Genomic DNA, 20,143 nt, shown 5'->3' with positions numbered 1-20,143 from the left:
CACCGAGAAGATGCTGAAGGGATTCGGCGCCAATCTGTCGGTCGAGACCGATGAGCGCGGCGTGCGCCACATCTTCATCGAAGGCCAGGGCAAGCTCACGGGACAGACGATCGCGGTGCCAGGCGACCCGTCCTCGGCCGGCTTCCCGCTGGTGGCGGCGCTGATCGTGCCGGGCTCGGACATTACAATCGAAAACGTGCTGATGAACCCGACCCGCACCGGGCTTCTGTTGACGCTGCAGGAAATGGGCGCCCGGATCGACATTCTCGACCCGCGCAACGAAGGCGGCGAAGATGTCGCCGATCTGCGCGTGCGCTATTCCGAGCTGAAGGGCGTCACCGTGCCACCCGAACGGGCGCCGACGATGATCGACGAATATCCGGTGCTTGCGGTTGCAGCGAGCTTCGCCGAGGGCGAGACCCTGATGCTGGGGCTGGAAGAACTGCGGGTGAAGGAATCCGACCGGCTGTCGGCCGTCGCCGAAGGGCTGAAGCTCAACGGCGTCGACTGCGCCGAGGGGGAGGCCACACTGGCGGTGCGTGGGAAACCTGGCGGCAAAGGGCTTGGCAGACATCCCAATGGACACAACACCGTTGTCCAGACCCATCTCGACCACCGCATTGCCATGAGCTTTCTGGTGATGGGGCTGGCAGCGGAAAAGCCTGTCACCGTCGACGACCAGGCGATGATCGCGACCAGCTTTCCCGAGTTCATGGGGCTTATGAAGAGGCTGGGGGCGGAGATCGAGTGACAGTTGATGGCAATCAATAGCCTTGAAGGTTGGGGCCAAACTGGAACGTCGGCAGGACAGAGGGGGGCGCGAAGGATCGCCACGCCTATCTGGATCATTGTGCTTTTCGGTTACGGTGGGCGGCGAATGAGCCCCCCCTTCACCATCGCCATCGACGGACCCGCCGGCGCCGGCAAAGGCACGCTGGCGCGGCGGCTGGCCGACCACTACCGACTGAACCTGCTCGACACCGGCCTCACCTATCGCGCGGTGGCCCATGCGCTGCTTCGGCTCGGCCTGCCGCTCGACAATGTCTCGGCGGCCGAAACCGCTGCCCGCCAGGTCGATCTGGCAAAGCTCGACCGGTCGGTGCTGTCGGCGCATGCGGTCGGCGAGGCGGCCTCGAAAGTCGCTGTGTTCCCGTCGGTGCGGCGCATACTGGTCGAAAAGCAGCGCGATTTCGCCAAGGCGGCGCCGGGCGCGGTGCTCGACGGCCGCGACATCGGCACCGTGGTCTGCCCCCACGCCGACATAAAACTCTATGTGACGGCGAGCGCCGAGGTGCGGGCACAGCGACGGCTGGCCGAGATCGAGAGCATCGGCGGCACCGCCAATTTTGACGAGATCCTGGCCGATATCCTGCGCCGCGACGAGCGCGACATGGGCCGCGCCGACTCGCCGCTGAAGCCGGCCGCCGATGCGCACTTGCTCGACACGTCGGAAATGGCTATAGAAGCCGCGTTTCTTGCGGCCAAGGCGATCATCGACGACGTTCTGGCCAAGAGAAACAAAGCCTGAGCCGGGTTTTCCTCCCGTTGCCGATTGCCGGCGGCGAAAAGATACCCATATCGGGCACGAACCCAGCCTGCCAGCATTCTTCATGCGCCGGAATTGCCGCTTAGGCGGCCAAGGGCTTTTTTGAAGCCCGGAACGCCGGCAGGCCAACGCAACGCTAACCCACGGCGCCCGCCCCGCGACAGATGCGGGGCATTCCAGGAGAAACTATGTCAGTTGCAAACCCCACTCGCGATGATTTCGCGAGCCTGCTCGAAGAATCATTTTCCGCCGGCCATTCCGGCGAAGGCCAAGTCGTCAAGGGCACGATCACCGCGATCGAAAAGGACATGGCGATCATCGACGTCGGCCTCAAGGTCGAAGGCCGCGTGCCGCTGAAGGAATTCGGCGTCAAGGGCAAGGACACGACGCTCAAGGTCGGCGACACGGTCGAAGTCTATGTCGAGCGCATCGAGAACGCGCTTGGCGAAGCGATGCTTTCCCGTGAAAAGGCCCGCCGCGAAGAGAGCTGGGTCCGCCTCGAAGAGAAGTTCACCAAGGGCGAGCGCGTCGAAGGCGTCATCTTCAACCAGGTCAAGGGCGGCTTCACCGTCGATCTCGACGGCGCCGTGGCCTTCCTGCCGCGCAGCCAGGTCGACATCCGCCCGATCCGCGACGTCTCGCCGCTGATGCACAACCCGCAGCCCTTCGAGATCCTCAAGATGGATCGCCGCCGCGGCAATATCGTGGTGTCGCGCCGCACCGTTCTCGAGGAAAGCCGCGCCGAGCAGCGTTCGGAAATCGTGCAGAACCTCGAAGAGGGCCAAGTGGTCGAAGGCGTCGTCAAGAACATCACCGACTATGGTGCGTTCGTCGACCTCGGCGGCATCGATGGCCTGCTGCATGTCACCGACATGGCATGGCGCCGCGTCAACCATCCGACCGAAATCCTCAACATCGGCCAGACGGTCAAGGTGCAGATCATCCGCATCAACCAGGAAACCCACCGCATCTCGCTCGGCATGAAGCAGCTCGAGAGCGATCCGTGGTCCGAGATCGGAACGAAATTCCCGATTGGCAAGAAGATCAAGGGCACCGTCACCAACATCACCGACTACGGCGCGTTCGTCGAGCTGGAGCCGGGCATCGAGGGCCTCATCCACGTTTCGGAAATGTCGTGGACGAAGAAGAACGTGCATCCCGGCAAGATCCTGTCGACGACGCAGGAAGTCGACGTGGTGGTGCTCGAGGTCGATCCGGCCAAGCGCCGCATCTCGCTCGGCCTCAAGCAGACGCTCGAGAACCCGTGGCAGGCTTTCGCCAGCAGCCATCCGGTCGGCAGCCAGGTCGAGGGCGAGGTCAAGAACAAGACCGAGTTCGGCCTGTTCATCGGCCTCGAAGGCGATGTCGACGGCATGGTCCATCTTTCCGACCTCGACTGGACCCGTCCGGGCGAGCAGGTGATCGAGGAGTACAATCGCGGCGACATGGTCAAGGCGCAGGTGCTCGACGTCGACATCGACAAGGAGCGCATCTCGCTCGGCATCAAGCAGCTGGCCAAGGACACGGCCGGCGAGGCAGCGACTTCAGGCGAACTGCGCAAGAACGCGGTTGTCACCTGCGAGGTCACCGGCGTCAAGGATGGCGGTCTGGAAGTGCGGCTGGTCGACAGCGGCATCGAGACCTTCATCAAGCGCTCCGACCTCAGCCGTGACCGCGACGAGCAGCGCCCCGAGCGCTTCACGGTCGGCCAGAAGGTCGACGCCCGCGTCATCGCCTTCGACAAGAAGACCCGCAAGCTGCAGGTCTCGATCAAGGCGCTGGAAATCGCCGAGGAGAAGGAAGCGGTCGCTCAGTACGGCTCGACCGACTCCGGCGCTTCGCTGGGCGACATTCTGGGTGCCGCGCTGAAGAAGCAGGGCAGCTAAGTCTGCAAACGCCACGCCTAGCGCGCGGCCTGTACATTCAACCCGCGGGCCGAAAGGTCCGCGGGTTTTTTCATGTTCGGTGAGAGCCGGGTGGCGGCGGCCTTACCACCCATCAGATTTAGTGGGCGGGTCAAATCTGCCGTGGACAAGCAGACTTTGGTTGCGGCCTTTCCAATTCGTTGGCTACCTTTCCTTGATGCGGCTTTTTGGCTATCGTCAGAAACGTTGAACAGGCGAGCACGCCATTGGTGCTACATGACCTGATCGAAGGAAAATAAGGCTTCTTACGCGCTCCGCTCGTTCCAAGTCTGAACCAAAAAAGTGGCCATTGCCCCCGCCAGATTGACGGCTAGCGCGGCATGCCGTGCTGACGGCCGAGCCGGTTTCCGCCCTTTTCCATGTGCGTCACTGAGTCTGTTGCGGATGGAACCCAGCCCTTCCACCACGGTCTGGCAACCACCCAGAATCCTTTTGAAAATATCTTCGGTATGCTGGTCCGGCGCCAAGTTTAGGCACTCGGCGGCGGTCCTGTATAGCCTTGGCAGCTCGTCCTTATCTCCGTAGGTTTTGCCCGACGCCTCAATGATGTGCTTGCACACTTCCTCTAAAAGCGTGCGAGCCAATGTTAACGCACCTTCTGGATCGCTTTCCCGGCGGCCCAAAGCCCGCTGCCAGATGGTATGCACGCCGGATTCGTCAAAGGAGGCCAGCGAGTTGGATATGGTGCTATCGGCGGGATGGCTCTGCACCGCTCTCTGCAAGGCCCGCTCAAGGTCTTCTGTCGGATATTCCGCATGAACCTTGCGCGCAATGTCCAAGACGTTTTCCGGCGAAAGCTTCAAGAGCCGCTTGCTGACGTACCGTTGTTTGCTCGAAAACGCTTCATCCCGAGTTCCTGGGGTGAGGCCCACAGCCTCGCCCACGTCGGCGAGCATATTCGCGCTTATGGGATAGAGCGCATCGACAATGGCTGTCCGCAGCGTAGCGGTGACTGATTTTTCCATGCTTTTACTTTGAGGCCGAGGCCCGGTCTTCGGCAAGCTCTAACAAACGGCGCCTCCGCAGCACTTCTAGGGAAGTTTTTTGGTGGATATGCAGATTTACCGCCTGCCGGAACTGGCACCGGGGTCCATGACGATTTTGGCACCAGCCCGGGTGTCGAAAACTTCACACGATAAAGGAAGCCGGTTGATCAGTAACCTGTAGCGGACAGGATGCAGCAGTATGCAGGGGGTACTGCCAACTTTCACGCCGGGGGGTGGAGGGTAGCTCTCTTGTAGGGCTAGCCAGGAAGCCGCATATTCGCGGCATGAACACGAAAACACCTGCAACCGCTGAAATCATCGCGCTACCGCTCTCAGCCAAAGATAAGCGCCGCGCCGAGACCAAGTACGGGAAGGCCGTGATGTCTCACGGCTTCACCATCTTGCCGAACCTGCTTTTTGAAGCTCAGGCTCATCTCAAGATCAGCTCGACCGCTTTCAACGTCCTGCTCCACCTGGTCATGCACTGGTGGGAAGCGCACGAGGCTCCGCACCCATCCATCAAAACGATTGCTCGGCGCATGGCGAAAAGCCCGCGCTCGCTGTTCCGCTATTTCGATGAGTTGGAAGGGGCGGGCCTGATCCAGCGCGTGGCGCGATATCGCGGCGAGAAGGCACAGACATCAAGCGCTTATGTGCTCACGGGTCTCGTCGACAAGCTCAAGAGCATCGAGCCTGAAATCGCAAAGGCGAAGAAGTTTAAACGCAAGCGACTGGAAAAAGCCGAAGAGGCCCCTTCCAGCGCTGCCTAAAGAAATCGCGGCGTAGCTCAACGGATAGAGCGCCTGCCTTACGACTGTCCTTCAAGGTATCACCACTAGGATAGGGGCAGGGAGATACGGGTTCAACTCCCGTCGCCGTGCCATCTTCAAGCAGCACCCTTTTTTTGGCGGAGAATCGGCAGATATCGATCATTACGCCCGCTGCAGCCGCCGGGCTGGATAGCCGGCGCTTACGAAGCGTTCAAGAAAGTCTCAGGTTGAGCCCTTCGGCCGCGCTGCCGCGAAACCTCAGGCCCTGCCGTAAAGCGGCACCAGTGTGCCGCTCATCGCCAGATTGGCCGGCGAAGCGAGGTATGCAATGGCCTCAGCGGCAGCTTCCAGGCTGACCCATTTGCTGAAATCGGCAGCCGGCATGTCCGCACGAGTGGCTGGCGTGTCGAGCGTCGAGGGCGCGACCGCATTGACCAGAATGCCCTTGCCCTTGAGTTCTTCCGCCATCGCCACCGTCATTGCCGCGACCGCCGCCTTGCTGGCGGCATAGGCGACCATGCCGGAACCGCGCCGCAGGTCGAGCCCGGCGCGCGCCGTGACATTGACGATACGGCCCGACACGGAAGATTCCAGCATCGAGCGTATCGCCGCGCGACAGCACAGGAAGGTGGTACGAGCGTTGGTGTCCATCATTTCTGCAAAGGACGCGGGCTCGATCTTCTCGACCGGCGCGGCGGTGAAGCCGCCGGCCAGATGGATGGATGCCCACAAATCCGTAACACTGGCGTAGAACGCATCGACCTTGGCGGGGTCGGCGAGATCGACATTGTGCGCCAGCCGGACGCGCTCATGGGCCGGGAAGGGAAAATGCGCAGGCGCGGCAGCATGGGCATTGGGCACATGGCAGATCGCGCCCTGCTCCAGCAGTTTGCCGACAACCGCGCCACCGAGCGCTCCGGTGCCGCCGGTCACCACAATATGCCTGCCGTCCAGTGTGTCCGTCATCTTCGACCGCTCCAGTCATTCATATGCCGCGCCGCCGCCGAAGGGTCGCGCCTTTCGCGCGATCACTCAACCGAAATCTCGATGACACAGCGTCGCTTGTGCGCGTCAAGCCGTCGGCTATCCATCGAAGATCGTATCTCCAAGCAGACGCTGCGACAGCACTCAAGCGACAGTGATCTCGATGACATACGGCAGTCCGGTCGCCCGCGCGCGCTTGAGTGCGTCTGCCAGATGACCGATGCCGGCGAGTCGCTCGGCGGCAATGCCATAGGCTTCGGCCAGCTTGCAGAAATCAGGCGGCGCCGGCGATACGCCGACCGGCTCGACGCCGACATCGAGCATCGAGGTTTCGATTTCGCGATAGCCGCGATTGTTCCAGACGACGAAGATCACCGGCGCCGCAGCATCGAGCGCGGCGCCCAGTTCCGGCAGCGTGAACTGGAACCCACCGTCGCCGGTGAGACAAACGACCGGCGCATCGGGCACGGCAAGGGCCGCACCGATCGCGGCCGCCGGACCATAGCCCAGCGCGCCGAAGCCGGTGGCGGCGTTGAACCAGCCGCCCGGGCGGTCGTGGTCGTAATAGAGGTTGGCGGCATAGACCGGCTGGGTCGAATCGCCGACGATGATCGAGCCCGGTAATGCATCGCGGATCACCTCGACGGCGCGCGTTTGCGCTTGGAGACCCTGGCTGATTTCGGCGAACGCGGCTTGCCTGGTCGCAGCGGCGCGAGCCTGACCGTCGCCCGATGGCGCCTGGTCCCTACCAATCTCTGAAAGCAGCGCCTCGAGTGCTACGCCACAGTCGGCCTGAATCGAAATCGTGGCTGGTCGGCGGGCAAGCTGGTCGGCGCCGATGTCGATGCGGATGAGATTGGTAGGCAGGACAAAGCCGCCATCGCCATATCCGTCATAGTCGGTCGGGCCGAACTCGGTGCCGGCGGCGATGACCAGGTCGGCGTCGGCAATCAGCGCGCGCACCGCCTTCAGGCTGGGGCTGGCCGGCACGGCAAGCGAATGGCGGTGCAGCAGGCCGCGGGCATTGGCGGTCTGAACCACTGGTGCTCCCAGCCTTTCGGCGAGGCGCTGCAACGGCGCTTCGGCTCTCCTGGCGCCGCCGCCGGCAAGGATCAGCGGTCGGCGGGCAGCCGCGCAAAGTCTTGCCGCCTCTGCTATCGCCGCCGCATCCGGTTCGGGCGGCGCTACATTCGTCAGCAAAGCCGCGATGCCGTCGGCCGGCTTGACCATAATATCGGTTGGGATCTCAATATGGACCGGACCGGGACGCGAGGATGAAAACAGGGCGAAGGCGCGGGCGAGCACGCCGGGCAGTTCGCCAGCCTCGGTGACACGGTGTGAGAACAGCGCGACCTTCTCCATCATGCCGCGCTGGTCGGGCAGCTCGTGCAGATGGCCGAGGCCCTTGCCCAGCGTCGTCGTGGCGTTGACGCCTGAGATCACCAGCATCGGAACCGAATCGGCGCGGGCCTGGCCCATGGCGGTGATGGTGTTGGTCAGCCCCGGCCCGGTGATGACGAAGGCGACGCCCGGCCTGCCGCTGGCGCGCGCATAGCCGTCGGCCATGAAGCCGGCGCCCTGTTCGTGGCGCGGCGTGACGTGGCGGATCTTCGAGCGCGCCAGCCCGCGATAGAGTTCGACCGTATGCACACCCGGAATGCCGAAGACGGTGTCTACACCATGGGCCTCGAGCAAAGTGATGAGCGCTTCGCCGACTGTCGTCATTGTCTGAGCACCGGACGTGTGAGGCAAGTCGGGCCGCCCTCGCAGGCGATGCACAGCGCGTCCGCCTCGAAGGTCGAAACCCTGCAGCCGGCGGCCGCCATGGCCGCTGCCGTTTTCGGGAAGCCGGCGACGGCGATCACGTCGCGCGGCGCGGTCGGCAGCACATTGAGGCTGAGGCCGTTGGAGGCGAAGAACTCCTGCGCGTCGCCCTCGACCAGGCGAATGCCGCGCGCCCGCAGCATCTGGTAGAAGGCAGCCGGCAAAAGCGGTGCATAGACCAGCGCCAGATCGTCGGCGAGCGGACTGATCACTGACATCAGATGCAGGCACGCCTCCTCGCCATGCCATAGCGGCAGGTCGTAACCGTAGACCTGGATACCTTTGGGTGAGAGCAGGTTGGCGAGTTGCTGGATGCCCTCCTGGTTGGTGCGCACGCCGCGGCCGACGGCCAGAGTCCTTGCATCCAGCCAGACGCAGTCGCCGCCCTCGACCTGTCCGGGATGCTCGATGCGACCAAGGACAGGCACGCCCATGCGCCTGTAGGCCGCCTCGTGCAGGCCGGGCTCGGCCCGGCGCAGCGCCTTGCCCATGGCAAGGATGATGGCGCCGTGGTCGGTCATCAGCGACGGATCGTGGGTGAAGACGGAATCGGCAAGCCCGTCGTCGGCGTCGGTCAGCCATTCGATCTCGGCGCCAGATGCCGAAACCAGCGTCGTCAGCGCCTCATGCTGGGCAGCCGCCTTTTGCGGATCGAAGCCGGGGCCATAGTGCCATTCCGATGCTTCGGCGCGGTGCATGGCGCTTGCGGCGGACCGCATCAGCACGCGCTGCAGGGGCCCGGCCATGGACTGCGACCCGTATGCTTTACCCACCAAGTACTCCTGAAACATCCCATCCAGCCAATAGCTACTCAGCGAGCCGTGATCAATGGTCCAAAAAGCATGGTTGACGGAGGCAAGCGGAACGGTCCATCTTGAGAATGAGAAGTTTGTCCAGTGATGGGTAATGAGTAAAAGATTCCAGCAGCGACGGGTCCAGCCGCTTCGTGAGGCACCGAAAAGGTGATAGCGCAAGGCACGGCCCCCGCCCTGAAGCACACGGCGCAGAACAGCGCCGCCGAAGCCATCCATGTCGAGAACCTGCATAAGAAATTCGGCGAACTGCATGTGCTGAAGGGTGTTTCGCTGTCGGCGCGCGACGGCGAGGTCATCGCCATCATCGGCGGCAGCGGCTCGGGCAAGTCGACGCTGCTGCGCTGCATCAATTGCCTGGAGAATCCGACCAGCGGCATCGTACGCGTCAATGGCGAGGAGATCCGGATGAAGGCCGACAGCCATGGCCACACGGTTCCCGCCGACCGCAAGCAGATCGAGCGCATCCGCTCCAAGCTCGGCATGGTTTTCCAGAATTTCAATCTGTGGAGCCACATGACGCTGATCGAGAACGTCATCGAGGTTCCGGTGCATGTTCTTGGCGTCAAGCGCGAGGTGGCTATCGCCGAGGCCGAAAAGCTGCTCGCCCGCGTCGGCCTGGCCGAGAAGCGTGACGTCTATCCGGCCTATCTGTCGGGTGGCCAGCAGCAGCGCGCGGCCATCGCCCGGGCGCTGGCCATCAATCCGCGCGTCATGCTGTTCGACGAGCCGACCTCGGCGCTCGACCCGGAACTGATCGGCGAGGTGCTGAAGGTGATCGGCGATCTGGCGCGCGAGGGCCGCACCATGGTGCTGGTCACCCATGAGATGAAGTTTGCCCGCGAGGTCGCGACGCATGTCGTCTATCTCTATAACGGGTTGGTCGAGGAAGAGGGACCGCCGGAGCAGATCTTCGGCGCTCCGAAATCCGAAAGGCTGAAGCAATTCATCCGCAACATCGGTTAGGCCGAGGCGGATGGACAAACGGGAACAACAACAAACTGGGAGTTAATGAAATGAAGACCGTTCTGAAGACATTTGCCGCAGCGCTGTTGCTCGGCGTTGCCGCGATGGGCGTGGCCAAGGCCGATCCGGTCAAGATCGGTGTCGCCGCCGAACCTTATCCGCCGTTCACCTCGCCGGATGCCTCGGGCAAATGGGTCGGCTGGGAGATCGAATTCATCGACGCGGTCTGCGCCGAGCAGAAGCTCGACTGCGTTATCACGCCTGTCGCCTGGGACGGCATCATCCCGGCGCTGACGACCAAGAAGATCGACGTTATCGCCAGCTCCATGTCGATCACCGACGAGCGCAAGAAGACGATCGACTTCTCCGACAAGTATTACAACACGCCGACGGCCATCATCGGTCCGAAGGACCAGAAGTTCGGCGCTTCCCCGGAAGATCTCAAGGGCAAGATCATCGGCGTCCAGGTTTCGACCGTGCATGCCGACTACGTCAAGAAGCACTTCACCGAAGCCGCGGAAATCAAGGAATATCAGACCCAGGACGAGGCCAATCAGGATCTTGCCGCCGGTCGCGTTGATGCGGTGCAGGCCGATTCTATCGCGCTCGATGCCTTCCTGAAATCGGATCAGGGCAAGCAATGCTGCGATATGAAGGGCACGGTCGCGCCGGATCTGGCAATCCTCGGGCCCGGTGTCGGCGCTGGCGTCCGCAAGGAAGACACCGAGCTGAAGGAGAAGATCAACGCCGGCATCAAGGCGATCCGCGCCAACGGCAAATATGACGAGATTTCGAAGAAATACTTCGATTTCGACATTTACGGCGCCGACACACAGTCGAACTGACGGCATCCCTGAGCGAATAACCACGCGGCGCGGACAGCGCGCCGTGTGGCTTCGTCGAAATCCACCCATGCAAGCTTTCCGCTGACGGTATCGCCAGCGGTTTTGGCGCCAGCAATTCGGGGGCGACGCTGATCGACGCATTTCTTCCGGCCTCTGCGGCCCGCATCATCGAACTTCTTTCGCCGACGCCGCCTGGCTGGGGCGGAACACTTCTGGTCGGACTTCTCCACTCCGTCGAGATCGCTGCCGGTGCGTTCGGCCTCGGCCTCGTGATCGGCATTTGCGGTGCGTATGGCAAGCTCTACGGCGGACCCGTGGTGCGCGATCTGCTGGCGGTCTACACGACGATCGTCCGCGCCGTGCCGGAGCTGGTGCTGATCCTGCTGCTCTATTATGCAGGCACCGATTTGATCAACCAGCTGCTGACGGCGATGGGGTATCAGCGCATCGACATCAGCGGGCTGGTGGCCGGCATTGCCGTGCTCGGCTTCGTCCAGGGCGCCTATTCGACCGAGGTGATGCGCGGCGCGATCCTTGCCATCCCACAAGGCCAGATCGAGGCCGCAAGAGCCTTTGGCATGTCTCCCGGCCTCCTGCTGCGACGCATCACGCTGCCGGCGATGCTGCCCTTCGCCATACCAGGCCTTGCCAATCTCTGGCTGATCGCCACCAAGGACACCGCCCTGCTCGCAGTCGTCGGCTTCTTCGAACTGACATTGGCCACGCGGCAAGCGGCGGGCGTAACCAAAGCCTATCTCACATTCTTCCTCGCCGCAGGCATGATCTATCTTCTGTTGACGCTGGTCTCCAATCTGATCATCGGCCGCATCGAGGCCCGGGCTCGGCGCGGCATGCCTTCCGTCAAGGAGGCGCGTTGATGGCTGTCGAAGCGACCATCGTCAACGTAGCCGCCCGCGCGTCGCTGTGGCTGCAGCCGCACCGCATCGTGCTGGTCCTGATCGGGCTGGCTCTGGTTCTGGCCGCCGCCTTCTTCATGCGCTGGGACTGGCTGCCGCAATATTATGAAATGGCGCTTGTCGGGATCTGGCGCACGCTCTGGATCCTGGCCGTCACCTGCATACTGGGCTTCACGCTCGCAGTGCCGCTCGGGCTGGCGCAGGCTGCCGGCCCTTTCTGGCTCGCGGCGCCCGCGAAGGCTTTCTGCACCGTCATCAGGGGAACGCCGCTGCTGCTGCAGCTCTGGCTCCTCTACTATGGGCTCGGCTCGCTGTTTCCACAGTATCCATGGATTCGCGAATCCTGGATGTGGCCGTATCTCAGGCAAGCGTGGCCCTACGGCGTCCTGGCGCTGACCTTGTCCTTCGCCGGTTATGAGGGCGAGGTGATGCGAGGCGCCTTTGCCGGGGTGCCGAAGGGCCAGCTCGAGGCCGCCCGCGCGTTCGGCATGAGCCGCTGGAAGATCCTCCGGCGGATCTGGCTGCCGCAAGCCTTTTACCGGGCGCTGCCGACGCTGACCGGCGAAACCGTGCTGCAGTTGAAATCGACGCCGCTGGTGGCGACCATCAGCGTGATCGACATATTCGCCGTCTCGTCCAAGGTGAGGCAGGGCACCTTCCTCACCTATGAACCCTTGCTGCTCCTGGCGTTGATCTATATGGCGATCACCGGCATCCTGGTCTTCGCCCTCGGCAAGATCGAGGCGCGGATCCCGAACAAGATCGGCTAGGGTTTTTAGTGAGTAGTCGGTAGTGAGTAGTGCGTAGGCAGTCGCTCACACTACTCACTAAATCCCTACTCACTACTCACTAGAGGCACTCACAATGCAACTCAGTCTCGACCAGGCGACAGGGCTGTGCCGGATGGCGGCGCTCGGCGCCGGCGCCAATGAAGAAGCGGCGCAGTCGCTCGCAGCCTCCATCGTAGCGGCCGAAGCGGAAGGTCTGTCGACGGTCGGGCTGTCGCATTTCATCGACTATCTCGAAGCGCTGGAGGCGGGCCGCATCGACGGCAAGGCCGAGCCGGTCATCACCAGGCCGGCTTTGGCGATCTATCTCTCCGACGCGCGTGGCGGTCTGGCGCATACCGGCTTCGACCGCACGATCGACGGTCTCGCCAAGGCGGCGCGCCTGTTCGGCGTCGCCATCTTTTCGCAGAAGAACGCCTATACATGCGGCGCACTCGGCTATTTCACCGGGCGGCTGGCCGCGCAGGGGCTGGTGTCCTTCGCCGCGACCAACGGACCGGCCGTGCTTGCCGGCTCGGGCTCGGTCAAGCCGGTCTACTGCACCAACCCGATGTCCTTCGCCGCGCCCGCCGCCGACGGAGCGCCACTGGTCATCGACCAATCGTCGAGCGCCACGGCTTTCGTCAACATCCGCAAGGCGGCCGAGGATGGCAAGAAAATTCCCGAAGGCTGGGCCTTGGACGTCAGCGGCAACCCGACCACCGATCCCGCTGCCGCCATGAAAGGCGCGATGCTTGCCTTCGGTGGCCAGCGCGGCGCCAACATCGCGCTGATGGTCGAAGTGCTGGCGGCGGGCCTATCGGGCGCCAACTGGTCGCTCGATGCACCATGGTTCACCGACGGACCGGACAGCCCGGGAACCGGCCTCTTCGTGCTGGCCGTCGAGCCCAAGCTGCTCGATCCGGATTTCGAGAAGCGCATGGAGGACCAGCTCGACCGGTTGCGCCGCCGCTACGGCGTGCATGTGCCAGGCCGCGCCCGAGCCGAAGCGGCGGAGAAGGCGGCGGCACGGGGCATAACGGCGCCCAAGGCCGTGGTCCAACGCATCTCCGAATTCGCCGCCCGGTATTCTTCGTAGAAAGTTTGTCTGCGTTTTTTTCGCCGTCGTTGAACCTTTTTGCGCTGTGCCGCGACCAATGCCTGTCCGGGGTGGGGTTTGCCCGGGCGGTGACATCCGGTCCCGAGTGTCCAAGGCTGAGGCGGGCGTCTCACGTCGTCCTGATACCGTCTCAGGTCAGGCCGCCTCGTCGGACCTTGACGCCGACCATGGAAGTCACCCGGAAAACCCCGCTTCGGCGGGGTTTTCTGCGTTCTCTCGGATCTGATCGGTTAACATGCCTGTTATGGTCAACTTTTGTTCATTTGACTTTAACCGAGGTGGTCGGGTGTTTGCGCCGAGCAGCAAAAGAGGAACCCCAATGTCCGCAAGCACCGACAATTCCAGCAGATGCCTTTTCTTCCCAGCGCTTGGCAGCCTCTATGCGGCGCTGAACACCGCCTCCGAAACCATCCTGCGTGCCGTGGCCGGCATCTTCCTCACCATCCATGGCTCGCACAAGATCACCGATCCGTTCGGCGCAGCCGAGATGGTCGAAGGCCTCGGCTTCTATCCCGGCGCATTTTGGTCTCTGCTGCTCGCCTGCACCGAGTTCTTCGGCGGCATCCTCATCGCTATCGGCCTGTTGACCCGCCCGGCCGCCTTCGCCGGAATGTTCGTGCTTCTGGTGACGGTGTGGTTCCATTGGGTCACTATGGGGCAAGGCTATTCGGGCGCCGAAAAATCGCTGCTGTGGGCGGCAATCCTGTTCTTCTTCGTCATCCGCGGCGGCAACCGCCAATCGACCGACGCGCGCATCGGCAGAGCGTTCTGAACCAGCCGAAGCAGAGGCATCGGCGACAATTGATCGCCCTTTGCCTTTGATGCGAAACCGATTATGAAACGGCTTCAGCCAAGCCCCAGTAGATCTGGGCCCCAGTAAATCTGGAAACTGCGCCGGAGCCAGCAATGACCGAAATCCTGCAGACCCCAAAGCTCGTCGTCGTGTTTGGCGGCTCCGGCTTTGTCGGCCGCCACGTGGTGCGGGCGCTGGCCAGGCGCGGTTATCGCATCAGGGTCGCCTGCCGCCGGCCCGATCTCGCCGGCCATCTGCAGCCGCTCGGCAATGTCGGCCAGATCCAGCCGGTGCAGGCCAATGTTCGCGTGCGCTGGTCGGTAGACCGCGCCGTGCAGGGCGCCGACCATGTCGTCAACCTGGTGGCGATCCTGCATGAGAGCGGCCGGCAGAAATTCACATCCGTCCACGAATTCGGCGCCCGCGCCGTCGCCGAAGCGGCGCGCGCCGTCGGCGCCGGCCTCACCCATATCTCGGCGCTGGGCGCCGATCTGAACGCGCAATCGGACTATGCGCGCACCAAGGCGCTCGGTGAGAAAGCGGTCCTGGAAACCATCGGCGATGCCGTCATCTTGCGGCCGTCGATCAATTTCGGGCCGGAGGACAGCTTCTTCAACCGCTTCGCCAACATAGCGCGTTATTCGCCGGTGCTGCCGCTGATCGGCGGCGGGCAGACCAAATTCCAGCCGGTCTATGTCGGCGATGTCGCCGAAGCGGTGGCGCGCTCGGTCGATGGCAAGGTCCAGGGCGGCCGGGTCTATGAGCTTGGCGGACCGCAGGTGCTGACCTTCAAGGAATGCATGCAGGAAATGCTTGCCATGATCGACCGCAAACGGCTTCTGGTGTCGGTGCCGTGGTGGGTGGCGAACATGCAGGCATCGATCCTCGGGCTTTTGCCCAATCCGCTGCTGACCAAGGATCAGGTCCTGCAGCTGCGCGAGCACAACATCGTGTCGGACGCGGCCACCAGGGAAGACAGGACGCTCGCCGGCCTCGGCATCCAGCCGCAGTCGATCGGCAGTATCCTGCCGAGCTATCTCTGGCGCTACCGCGCCGCCGGCCAGTTCCAGCGCAAGACAGCGGCTTAGCCAATCAGGCGCTCCACTAAAAGCGCCGTGTGACCTGCATCGGCAGGCCGCCCTGCGGTTGCGTCGTCAGTTTCTGCACCGGCCATGGCTTGGTCTCGGCGGTGGTGTCGAAGCGAAACCGCGACAGCATGATGGCCAGCGCGATGATCGCCTCCTGCATGGCAAAGCTGGCGCCGATGCAGACGCGAGGGCCGGCGCCGAACGGCAAATATTGGAAGCGGTCGATCTTCTCGCGATTTCCCGGATGAAAGCGTTCGGGCATGAAGGCGTCAGGCCTGTCCCACAGCTTGCGATGACGGTGAACGACCCAGGGCATGACCAGCACCGCGGCGCGGCGCGGTATATAGAGGCCGTTCCAGGTTTCGGGCTCGATCGGCTCGCGATTGATCGATGGCGCCGGCGGATAGAGCCTGAGCGCTTCGTCGAACGCGGCGCGGGTGAACGGCATGGCGTCGAGCCACTTTGTCGGGTCGGGCTCGCGGGCCAGCACGGCGTCGATCTCGCGCTCGATCTTTTCGCGCTCCCAAGGCGCTTCGGCCAGGCAATAGAGCGTCCAGCCAAGTGCTCGCGCCGTGGTTTCGTGGCCGGCGCCGATGAAGGTGATGATGTTGTCCTCGACCTCGGCGCGCGTCAGCCCATCCGGACCCTCCGCCTTGAGCAAAAGCGTAAGAAAATCCTGTGGCACCTTGTCCGGATCGCGCTTGACCCGCTCTTCGCGCATCTTGACGGTGTCGGTGACGATCTTGCGGAAATAGGCCATGGTCTTGCGGCCGCGGATGCGGGTCAGGCGCGGCAGCCATTCGGGCGCCCGCAACAGGTCGAGCGGATCAACCCGACCCATGGTCTCGAACAACCGGTCGATCTCCTTGGCGAAGCTGCCCGGTTCGCCTGATATTTCGCCGGAAAACAGCGTCTCGGCCAGGATGTCGAAGGTAAGCAGCGTCATGTCATGGGCGATGTCCGACGTGCCGCCGCTCTCGTAGCGCGTTACGAACTCCCGCGTGCGCCTCAGCATCGGCTCGGCAAAACCGAAGATGTGGCGCGGCGTGAACACCGGCGCCATCGCCTTGCGTGAACGCCTCCATACCTCGCCTTCGGCGGTCAGCAGGCCGTCGCGCAGGATCGGCCGCAGGATCATCTGGCGCACCGTCGCCATCTTGTAGTTTTTGGCGTTGTCGACCAGCACGTGGCGGATCAGGCCGGGGTCGTTGGCGATGACCAGCGGCCCCCCGATGCCGGTCACCGATATCCAGGGTTGGTTATAGGTCGGCTCGCCCCACAGTTCGAGCGGGTTGCGATAGACGATACGGATCATCTCCAGCGTCGAAGGCGGCGACGTGCGCGGTTTCGGCGCCGGCGGGACGAAGGGGGCGGGCTGACTGTCCATGGCGTGCTCCGCTGGTGAACTCAATGTAGGGGCTGGCAAGGCAACCGTCCATGTGGCCGAACGGCAAAGGCGAAGCATCCCGCTCCCGGATGTGACCGGAGCACCGCCAAGTGCCTGCTTGCCGGAACAGGCCGGCCTGCTCCTGTTGCCGCCGCTCTGTCCCCAACACCGGCTCGACTTCTCGGGTCCGATGCCCCAACCGGCCAGGCGTGCTCTTCCTCCATTCGGAAATGCTTGCAAACCTTGGAAAAACCGCCTTTTGCGCCTATATCTAGGGCATCAAGGACGCGCGATTCGGAGCCGATTTTTAGCGCTGGATATGCGGCATCAATCAGACAGGTTTTCATGAGCGATCAGATCGACAACGCCAGCGGCGCTGAGGCCGAGTACGGCGCCGATTCCATCAAGGTTTTGAAGGGGTTGGATGCCGTCCGCAAACGGCCGGGCATGTATATCGGCGATACCGACGACGGCTCGGGCCTGCATCACATGGTCTACGAGGTGGTCGACAACGCCATCGACGAGGCGCTGGCCGGCCATGCCGACCTCGTCACGGTGACGCTCAACCCCGACGGTTCGGTGACGGTCATCGACAATGGCCGCGGCATTCCGACCGATATCCATACCGGGGAAGGCATTTCGGCGGCCGAAGTGATCATGACGCAGCTGCATGCCGGCGGCAAGTTCGACCAGAACTCCTACAAAGTGTCCGGCGGCCTGCACGGCGTCGGCGTCTCGGTGGTCAACGCGCTGTCGGCCTGGCTGAAGCTGAAGATCCGCCGCAACGGCCAGATTTACGAGATGAGCTTCACGCACGGCAACGCCGACGCGCCACTGAGGGTCACCGGCACCTACGAGCAGCGCAAGGTTGCCGGCACCTATGAGGGGCGGAGCGGCAGCGAAATCACCTTTTTCCCGTCGTCCGAAACCTTTACCATGGTCGAGTTCGACTTCGGCACGCTGGAGCATCGGCTGCGCGAACTCGCCTTCCTGAATTCCGGCGTGCGAATCGTTCTGACCGATGCCCGCCATGCCGACGTCGTGCGCCATGAGCTGCACTATGATGGCGGGCTGGAGGAGTTCGTCAAATATCTCGACCGCGTCAAGAAACCGCTGATCGACAAGCCGATTGCGATCAAAGCCGAGCGCGACGGCATCACCGTCGAAGTCGCCATGTGGTGGAACGACAGCTACCACGAGAACGTGCTGGCCTTCACCAACAACATTCCGCAGCGCGACGGCGGCACGCACCTTGCCGGATTCCGTGGCGCGCTGACGCGCCAGATAACCGGCTATGGCGACTCCTCGGGCCTCACCAAGAAGGAGAAGGTGGCGCTGATCGGCGACGATTGCCGCGAAGGGCTGACGGCGGTGTTGTCGGTCAAGGTTCCCGACCCGAAATTCTCGTCACAGACCAAGGACAAGCTGGTCTCATCCGAAGTCCGCCCGGTGGTTGAAGGGCTCGTCAACGAGGCGCTCGGCACCTGGCTCGAGGAGCATCCGGCCGAGGGCAAGGTTGTCATCGACAAGGTCATCCAGGCGGCTGCGGCGCGCGAAGCCGCGCGCAAGGCGCGCGACATCACCCGCAAGAGCTCGCTCGGCGTCACCTCGCTGCCCGGCAAGCTGGCCGACTGCCAGGAACGCGACCCGGCGAAATCCGAAATCTTCATCGTCGAGGGCGACAGCGCCGGTGGCTCGGCCAAAGGTGGCCGTTCGCGGCAGAACCAGGCCATTCTTCCGCTGCGCGGCAAGATCCTCAATGTCGAGCGGGCCCGCTTCGACCGCATGCTCGGCTCCGACATGATCGGCACGCTGATCACCGCGCTCGGCACCTCGATCGGCAAGGACGAGTTCAACGCCGACAAGCTGCGTTACCACAAGATCATCCTGATGACCGACGCCGACGTCGACGGCGCCCACATCCGCACCTTGCTGCTGACGTTCTTCTTCCGGCAGATGCCGGAGCTGATCGAGCGCGGCCATCTCTATATCGCGCAGCCGCCGCTCTACAAGGTGACGCGCGGAAAGAGCTCGCAATACATCAAGGATGAAAGCGCCTTCGAGGAATTCCTGATCGGCTCGGGGCTGGAAGAGGCGTCGCTTGCGCTCAGCACCGGCGAGGTGCGGGCCGGACAGGACCTGCGCAGCGCCATCGACGATGCGCTGGCGGTGCGCCAGCTCATCAATGGGCTGCACACACGCTATAACAGAGGCGTGGTCGAGCAGGCGGCGATCGCGGGCGGGCTCAACCCGGAGGTTTTCGCCGATCTCGGCCGGGCCAACGCCATGGCCGAGCGTGTCGCCCGGCGTCTCGACATCATCGCCGAGGACACCGAACGCGGCTGGACCGGCCGCATGTCGACCTCGAACGAAGGCATCGGCGGCTATGTGTTCGAGCGCACGGTGCGCAGCGTCAAGGAGTTCGCGCATCTCGATCTCGCGCTGATCAATTCGGCCGATGCCCGCCAGCTCGACCGCTATGCGCCGCGCCTGGCAGAGGTCTATGGCGAGCCGCCGGTGCTGCGCCGCAAGGATGTGGCCGAAACCATCTCGGGACCGCTGGCACTGCTCAACGCCGTGTTTGCCACCGGACGCAAGGGCCTGACCATGCAGCGCTACAAGGGCCTCGGCGAGATGAACGCCGAGCAGCTCTGGGAAACCACGCTCGACCCGAATGTGCGCTCGCTGCTGCAGGTCAAGGTCAATGACGCGACGGACGCCGACTCGCTGTTTTCGCGACTGATGGGGGACGAGGTCGAACCCAGGCGCGAGTTCATCCAGGAAAACGCGCTGTCGGTCGCTAATCTGGATATCTGAAGCCCAAGCCGGGTGCTCAATTTCGGATGTTTGAGACATAATTGGTAGGCTTAAGCTTACCAAACATGTCTACCGCCCCCAACAAAGATCACTGAGGGCCGGCCGGAACGGAACGGCTTCCAAGGCATTGTAATCGATCAACGATCACAATAGCCGCAGGAGGCACTCATGGGACGTGGCATTTTGCTCTGGCTTCTCGGAGTCCCGATTCCGATCATTATTCTCATCATGCTTTTCGCACGGTAGGGGGCTGACATGCAGTCAACCCTAACGGCTGTCGACGTTTCCACGCCGACGGAATCCTCCTCCACCGCTGTCAGCTGGGGGCCGATCATTGCCGGCGCGTTCGCTGCCTCGACGCTGACCTTGATCCTGATGCTGCTCGGCTCCGGGCTCGGGCTGACCATGGTTTCGCCGTGGTCCGGCTTGAGCACCTCGGTCACAACTTTCGCGGCCTCCACCGCGGCGTGGCTGATCATCGTGCAGTGGCTGTCGTCGGCTCTCGGCGGCTATCTTGCCGGGCGGCTGCGCACCAAATGGGTCGGCGTCCACACCGATGAAGTCTTTTTCCGCGATACCGCTCACGGCTTCCTCGC

17 protein-coding genes, 1 tRNA gene and 1 pseudogene are annotated in these 20,143 nt (G+C 63.2%); 14 read left to right on the top strand and 5 right to left on the bottom strand.

Annotated elements, in window-relative coordinates; translation table 11 throughout:
- The 3 genes from EOC93_RS25845 to rpsA all read left to right on the top strand — a co-directional run.
- Positions 1-751 (top strand): 3-phosphoshikimate 1-carboxyvinyltransferase (locus tag EOC93_RS25845; RefSeq protein WP_164759274.1); only part of this gene is annotated, 751 nt, incomplete at its 5' end.
- A gap of 126 nt (positions 752-877) precedes the next feature.
- Positions 878-1,528, top strand: coding sequence for a (d)CMP kinase (cmk, locus tag EOC93_RS25840; protein ID WP_127206018.1), 651 nt, complete (start codon positions 878-880; stop codon positions 1,526-1,528).
- Between the two features lie 206 nt (positions 1,529-1,734).
- The gene (gene rpsA, locus EOC93_RS25835; RefSeq protein WP_127206017.1) at positions 1,735-3,432 is read left to right on the top strand and encodes a 30S ribosomal protein S1; all 1,698 of its coding nucleotides are present in this window, start codon (positions 1,735-1,737) and stop codon (positions 3,430-3,432) included.
- 284 nt (positions 3,433-3,716) lie between these two features.
- On the opposite strand, the gene EOC93_RS25830 is transcribed toward rpsA, so the two are convergent.
- The gene (locus EOC93_RS25830; RefSeq protein ID WP_127206016.1) at positions 3,717-4,436 is read right to left on the bottom strand and encodes an abortive infection family protein; all 720 of its coding nucleotides are present in this window, start codon (positions 4,434-4,436) and stop codon (positions 3,717-3,719) included.
- A 305-nt stretch (positions 4,437-4,741) separates the two neighbouring features.
- On the opposite strand from EOC93_RS25830, the gene EOC93_RS25825 reads away from it, so the two are divergent.
- On the top strand, positions 4,742-5,227 hold the full coding sequence (locus EOC93_RS25825) for a helix-turn-helix domain-containing protein (protein WP_127206015.1): 486 nt from the start codon (positions 4,742-4,744) through the stop codon (positions 5,225-5,227).
- Positions 5,228-5,233: 6 nt separating this feature from the next.
- A tRNA-OTHER gene (locus tag EOC93_RS34235) sits at positions 5,234-5,338 on the top strand.
- 147 nt (positions 5,339-5,485) lie between these two features.
- Here the strand turns inward: EOC93_RS34235 and EOC93_RS25820 are convergent.
- From EOC93_RS25820 to EOC93_RS25810, 3 genes are all read right to left on the bottom strand, one after another.
- Positions 5,486-6,193: an SDR family NAD(P)-dependent oxidoreductase gene (locus EOC93_RS25820; protein WP_095484348.1), complete on the bottom strand. Its 708-nt coding sequence runs from the start codon at positions 6,191-6,193 to the stop codon at positions 5,486-5,488.
- A gap of 162 nt (positions 6,194-6,355) precedes the next feature.
- Positions 6,356-7,936: a 5-guanidino-2-oxopentanoate decarboxylase gene (locus EOC93_RS25815; RefSeq protein ID WP_127206014.1), complete on the bottom strand. Its 1,581-nt coding sequence runs from the start codon at positions 7,934-7,936 to the stop codon at positions 6,356-6,358.
- Complete coding sequence (locus EOC93_RS25810; RefSeq protein ID WP_164759275.1) at positions 7,933-8,781, bottom strand: arginine deiminase family protein; 849 nt, start codon at positions 8,779-8,781, stop codon at positions 7,933-7,935. The genes EOC93_RS25815 and EOC93_RS25810 overlap by 4 nt, the downstream gene beginning before the upstream one ends.
- Positions 8,782-9,000: 219 nt before the next feature.
- On the opposite strand from EOC93_RS25810, the gene EOC93_RS25805 reads away from it, so the two are divergent.
- From EOC93_RS25805 to EOC93_RS25775, 7 genes are all read left to right on the top strand, one after another.
- On the top strand, positions 9,001-9,813 hold the full coding sequence (locus EOC93_RS25805) for an ABC transporter ATP-binding protein (RefSeq protein WP_127206019.1): 813 nt from the start codon (positions 9,001-9,003) through the stop codon (positions 9,811-9,813).
- A gap of 50 nt (positions 9,814-9,863) precedes the next feature.
- Positions 9,864-10,658, top strand: a complete 795-nt coding sequence (locus EOC93_RS25800; protein ID WP_095484352.1) for a transporter substrate-binding domain-containing protein — start codon at positions 9,864-9,866, stop codon at positions 10,656-10,658.
- A gap of 212 nt (positions 10,659-10,870) precedes the next feature.
- Positions 10,871-11,536 (top strand): ABC transporter permease, encoded by a 666-nt coding sequence (locus EOC93_RS25795; RefSeq protein WP_095484354.1) that lies wholly within the window; start codon positions 10,871-10,873, stop codon positions 11,534-11,536.
- On the top strand, positions 11,536-12,345 hold the full coding sequence (locus EOC93_RS25790) for an ABC transporter permease (protein ID WP_127206013.1): 810 nt from the start codon (positions 11,536-11,538) through the stop codon (positions 12,343-12,345). The genes EOC93_RS25795 and EOC93_RS25790 overlap by 1 nt, the downstream gene beginning before the upstream one ends.
- 94 nt (positions 12,346-12,439) lie before the next feature.
- Positions 12,440-13,441, top strand: coding sequence for an Ldh family oxidoreductase (locus EOC93_RS25785; protein ID WP_095484357.1), 1,002 nt, complete (start codon positions 12,440-12,442; stop codon positions 13,439-13,441).
- A 340-nt stretch (positions 13,442-13,781) separates the two neighbouring features.
- Positions 13,782-14,234: a DoxX family protein gene (locus tag EOC93_RS25780; protein WP_127206012.1), complete on the top strand. Its 453-nt coding sequence runs from the start codon at positions 13,782-13,784 to the stop codon at positions 14,232-14,234.
- 134 nt (positions 14,235-14,368) lie between these two features.
- Entirely contained in the window at positions 14,369-15,343 is a 975-nt protein-coding gene (locus tag EOC93_RS25775; RefSeq protein ID WP_127206011.1) for a complex I NDUFA9 subunit family protein, read from the top strand.
- A gap of 16 nt (positions 15,344-15,359) precedes the next feature.
- Here EOC93_RS25775 and EOC93_RS25770 read toward each other — a convergent pair whose 3' ends face one another.
- Positions 15,360-16,730, bottom strand: coding sequence for a cytochrome P450 (locus tag EOC93_RS25770; protein ID WP_127206010.1), 1,371 nt, complete (start codon positions 16,728-16,730; stop codon positions 15,360-15,362).
- Positions 16,731-17,075: 345 nt separating this feature from the next.
- Between EOC93_RS25770 and gyrB the strand changes: the two genes are divergently transcribed.
- Both gyrB and EOC93_RS25760 read left to right on the top strand, forming a co-directional pair.
- A complete protein-coding gene (gene gyrB, locus EOC93_RS25765) occupies positions 17,076-19,547 on the top strand; it encodes a DNA topoisomerase (ATP-hydrolyzing) subunit B (RefSeq protein ID WP_127206009.1) in 2,472 nt (823 codons plus the stop codon).
- Between the two features lie 255 nt (positions 19,548-19,802).
- Positions 19,803-20,143, top strand: a pseudogene (locus EOC93_RS25760) (hypothetical protein); the annotation flags it as partial.

It is taken from the genome of Mesorhizobium sp. M6A.T.Ce.TU.002.03.1.1 (assembly GCF_003997275.1).
Lineage (GTDB): Bacteria > Pseudomonadota > Alphaproteobacteria > Rhizobiales > Rhizobiaceae > Mesorhizobium > Mesorhizobium mediterraneum.
Note: the sequence above shows the minus strand (reverse complement) of the source record. Positions and strands in the feature narration are given on the sequence as shown.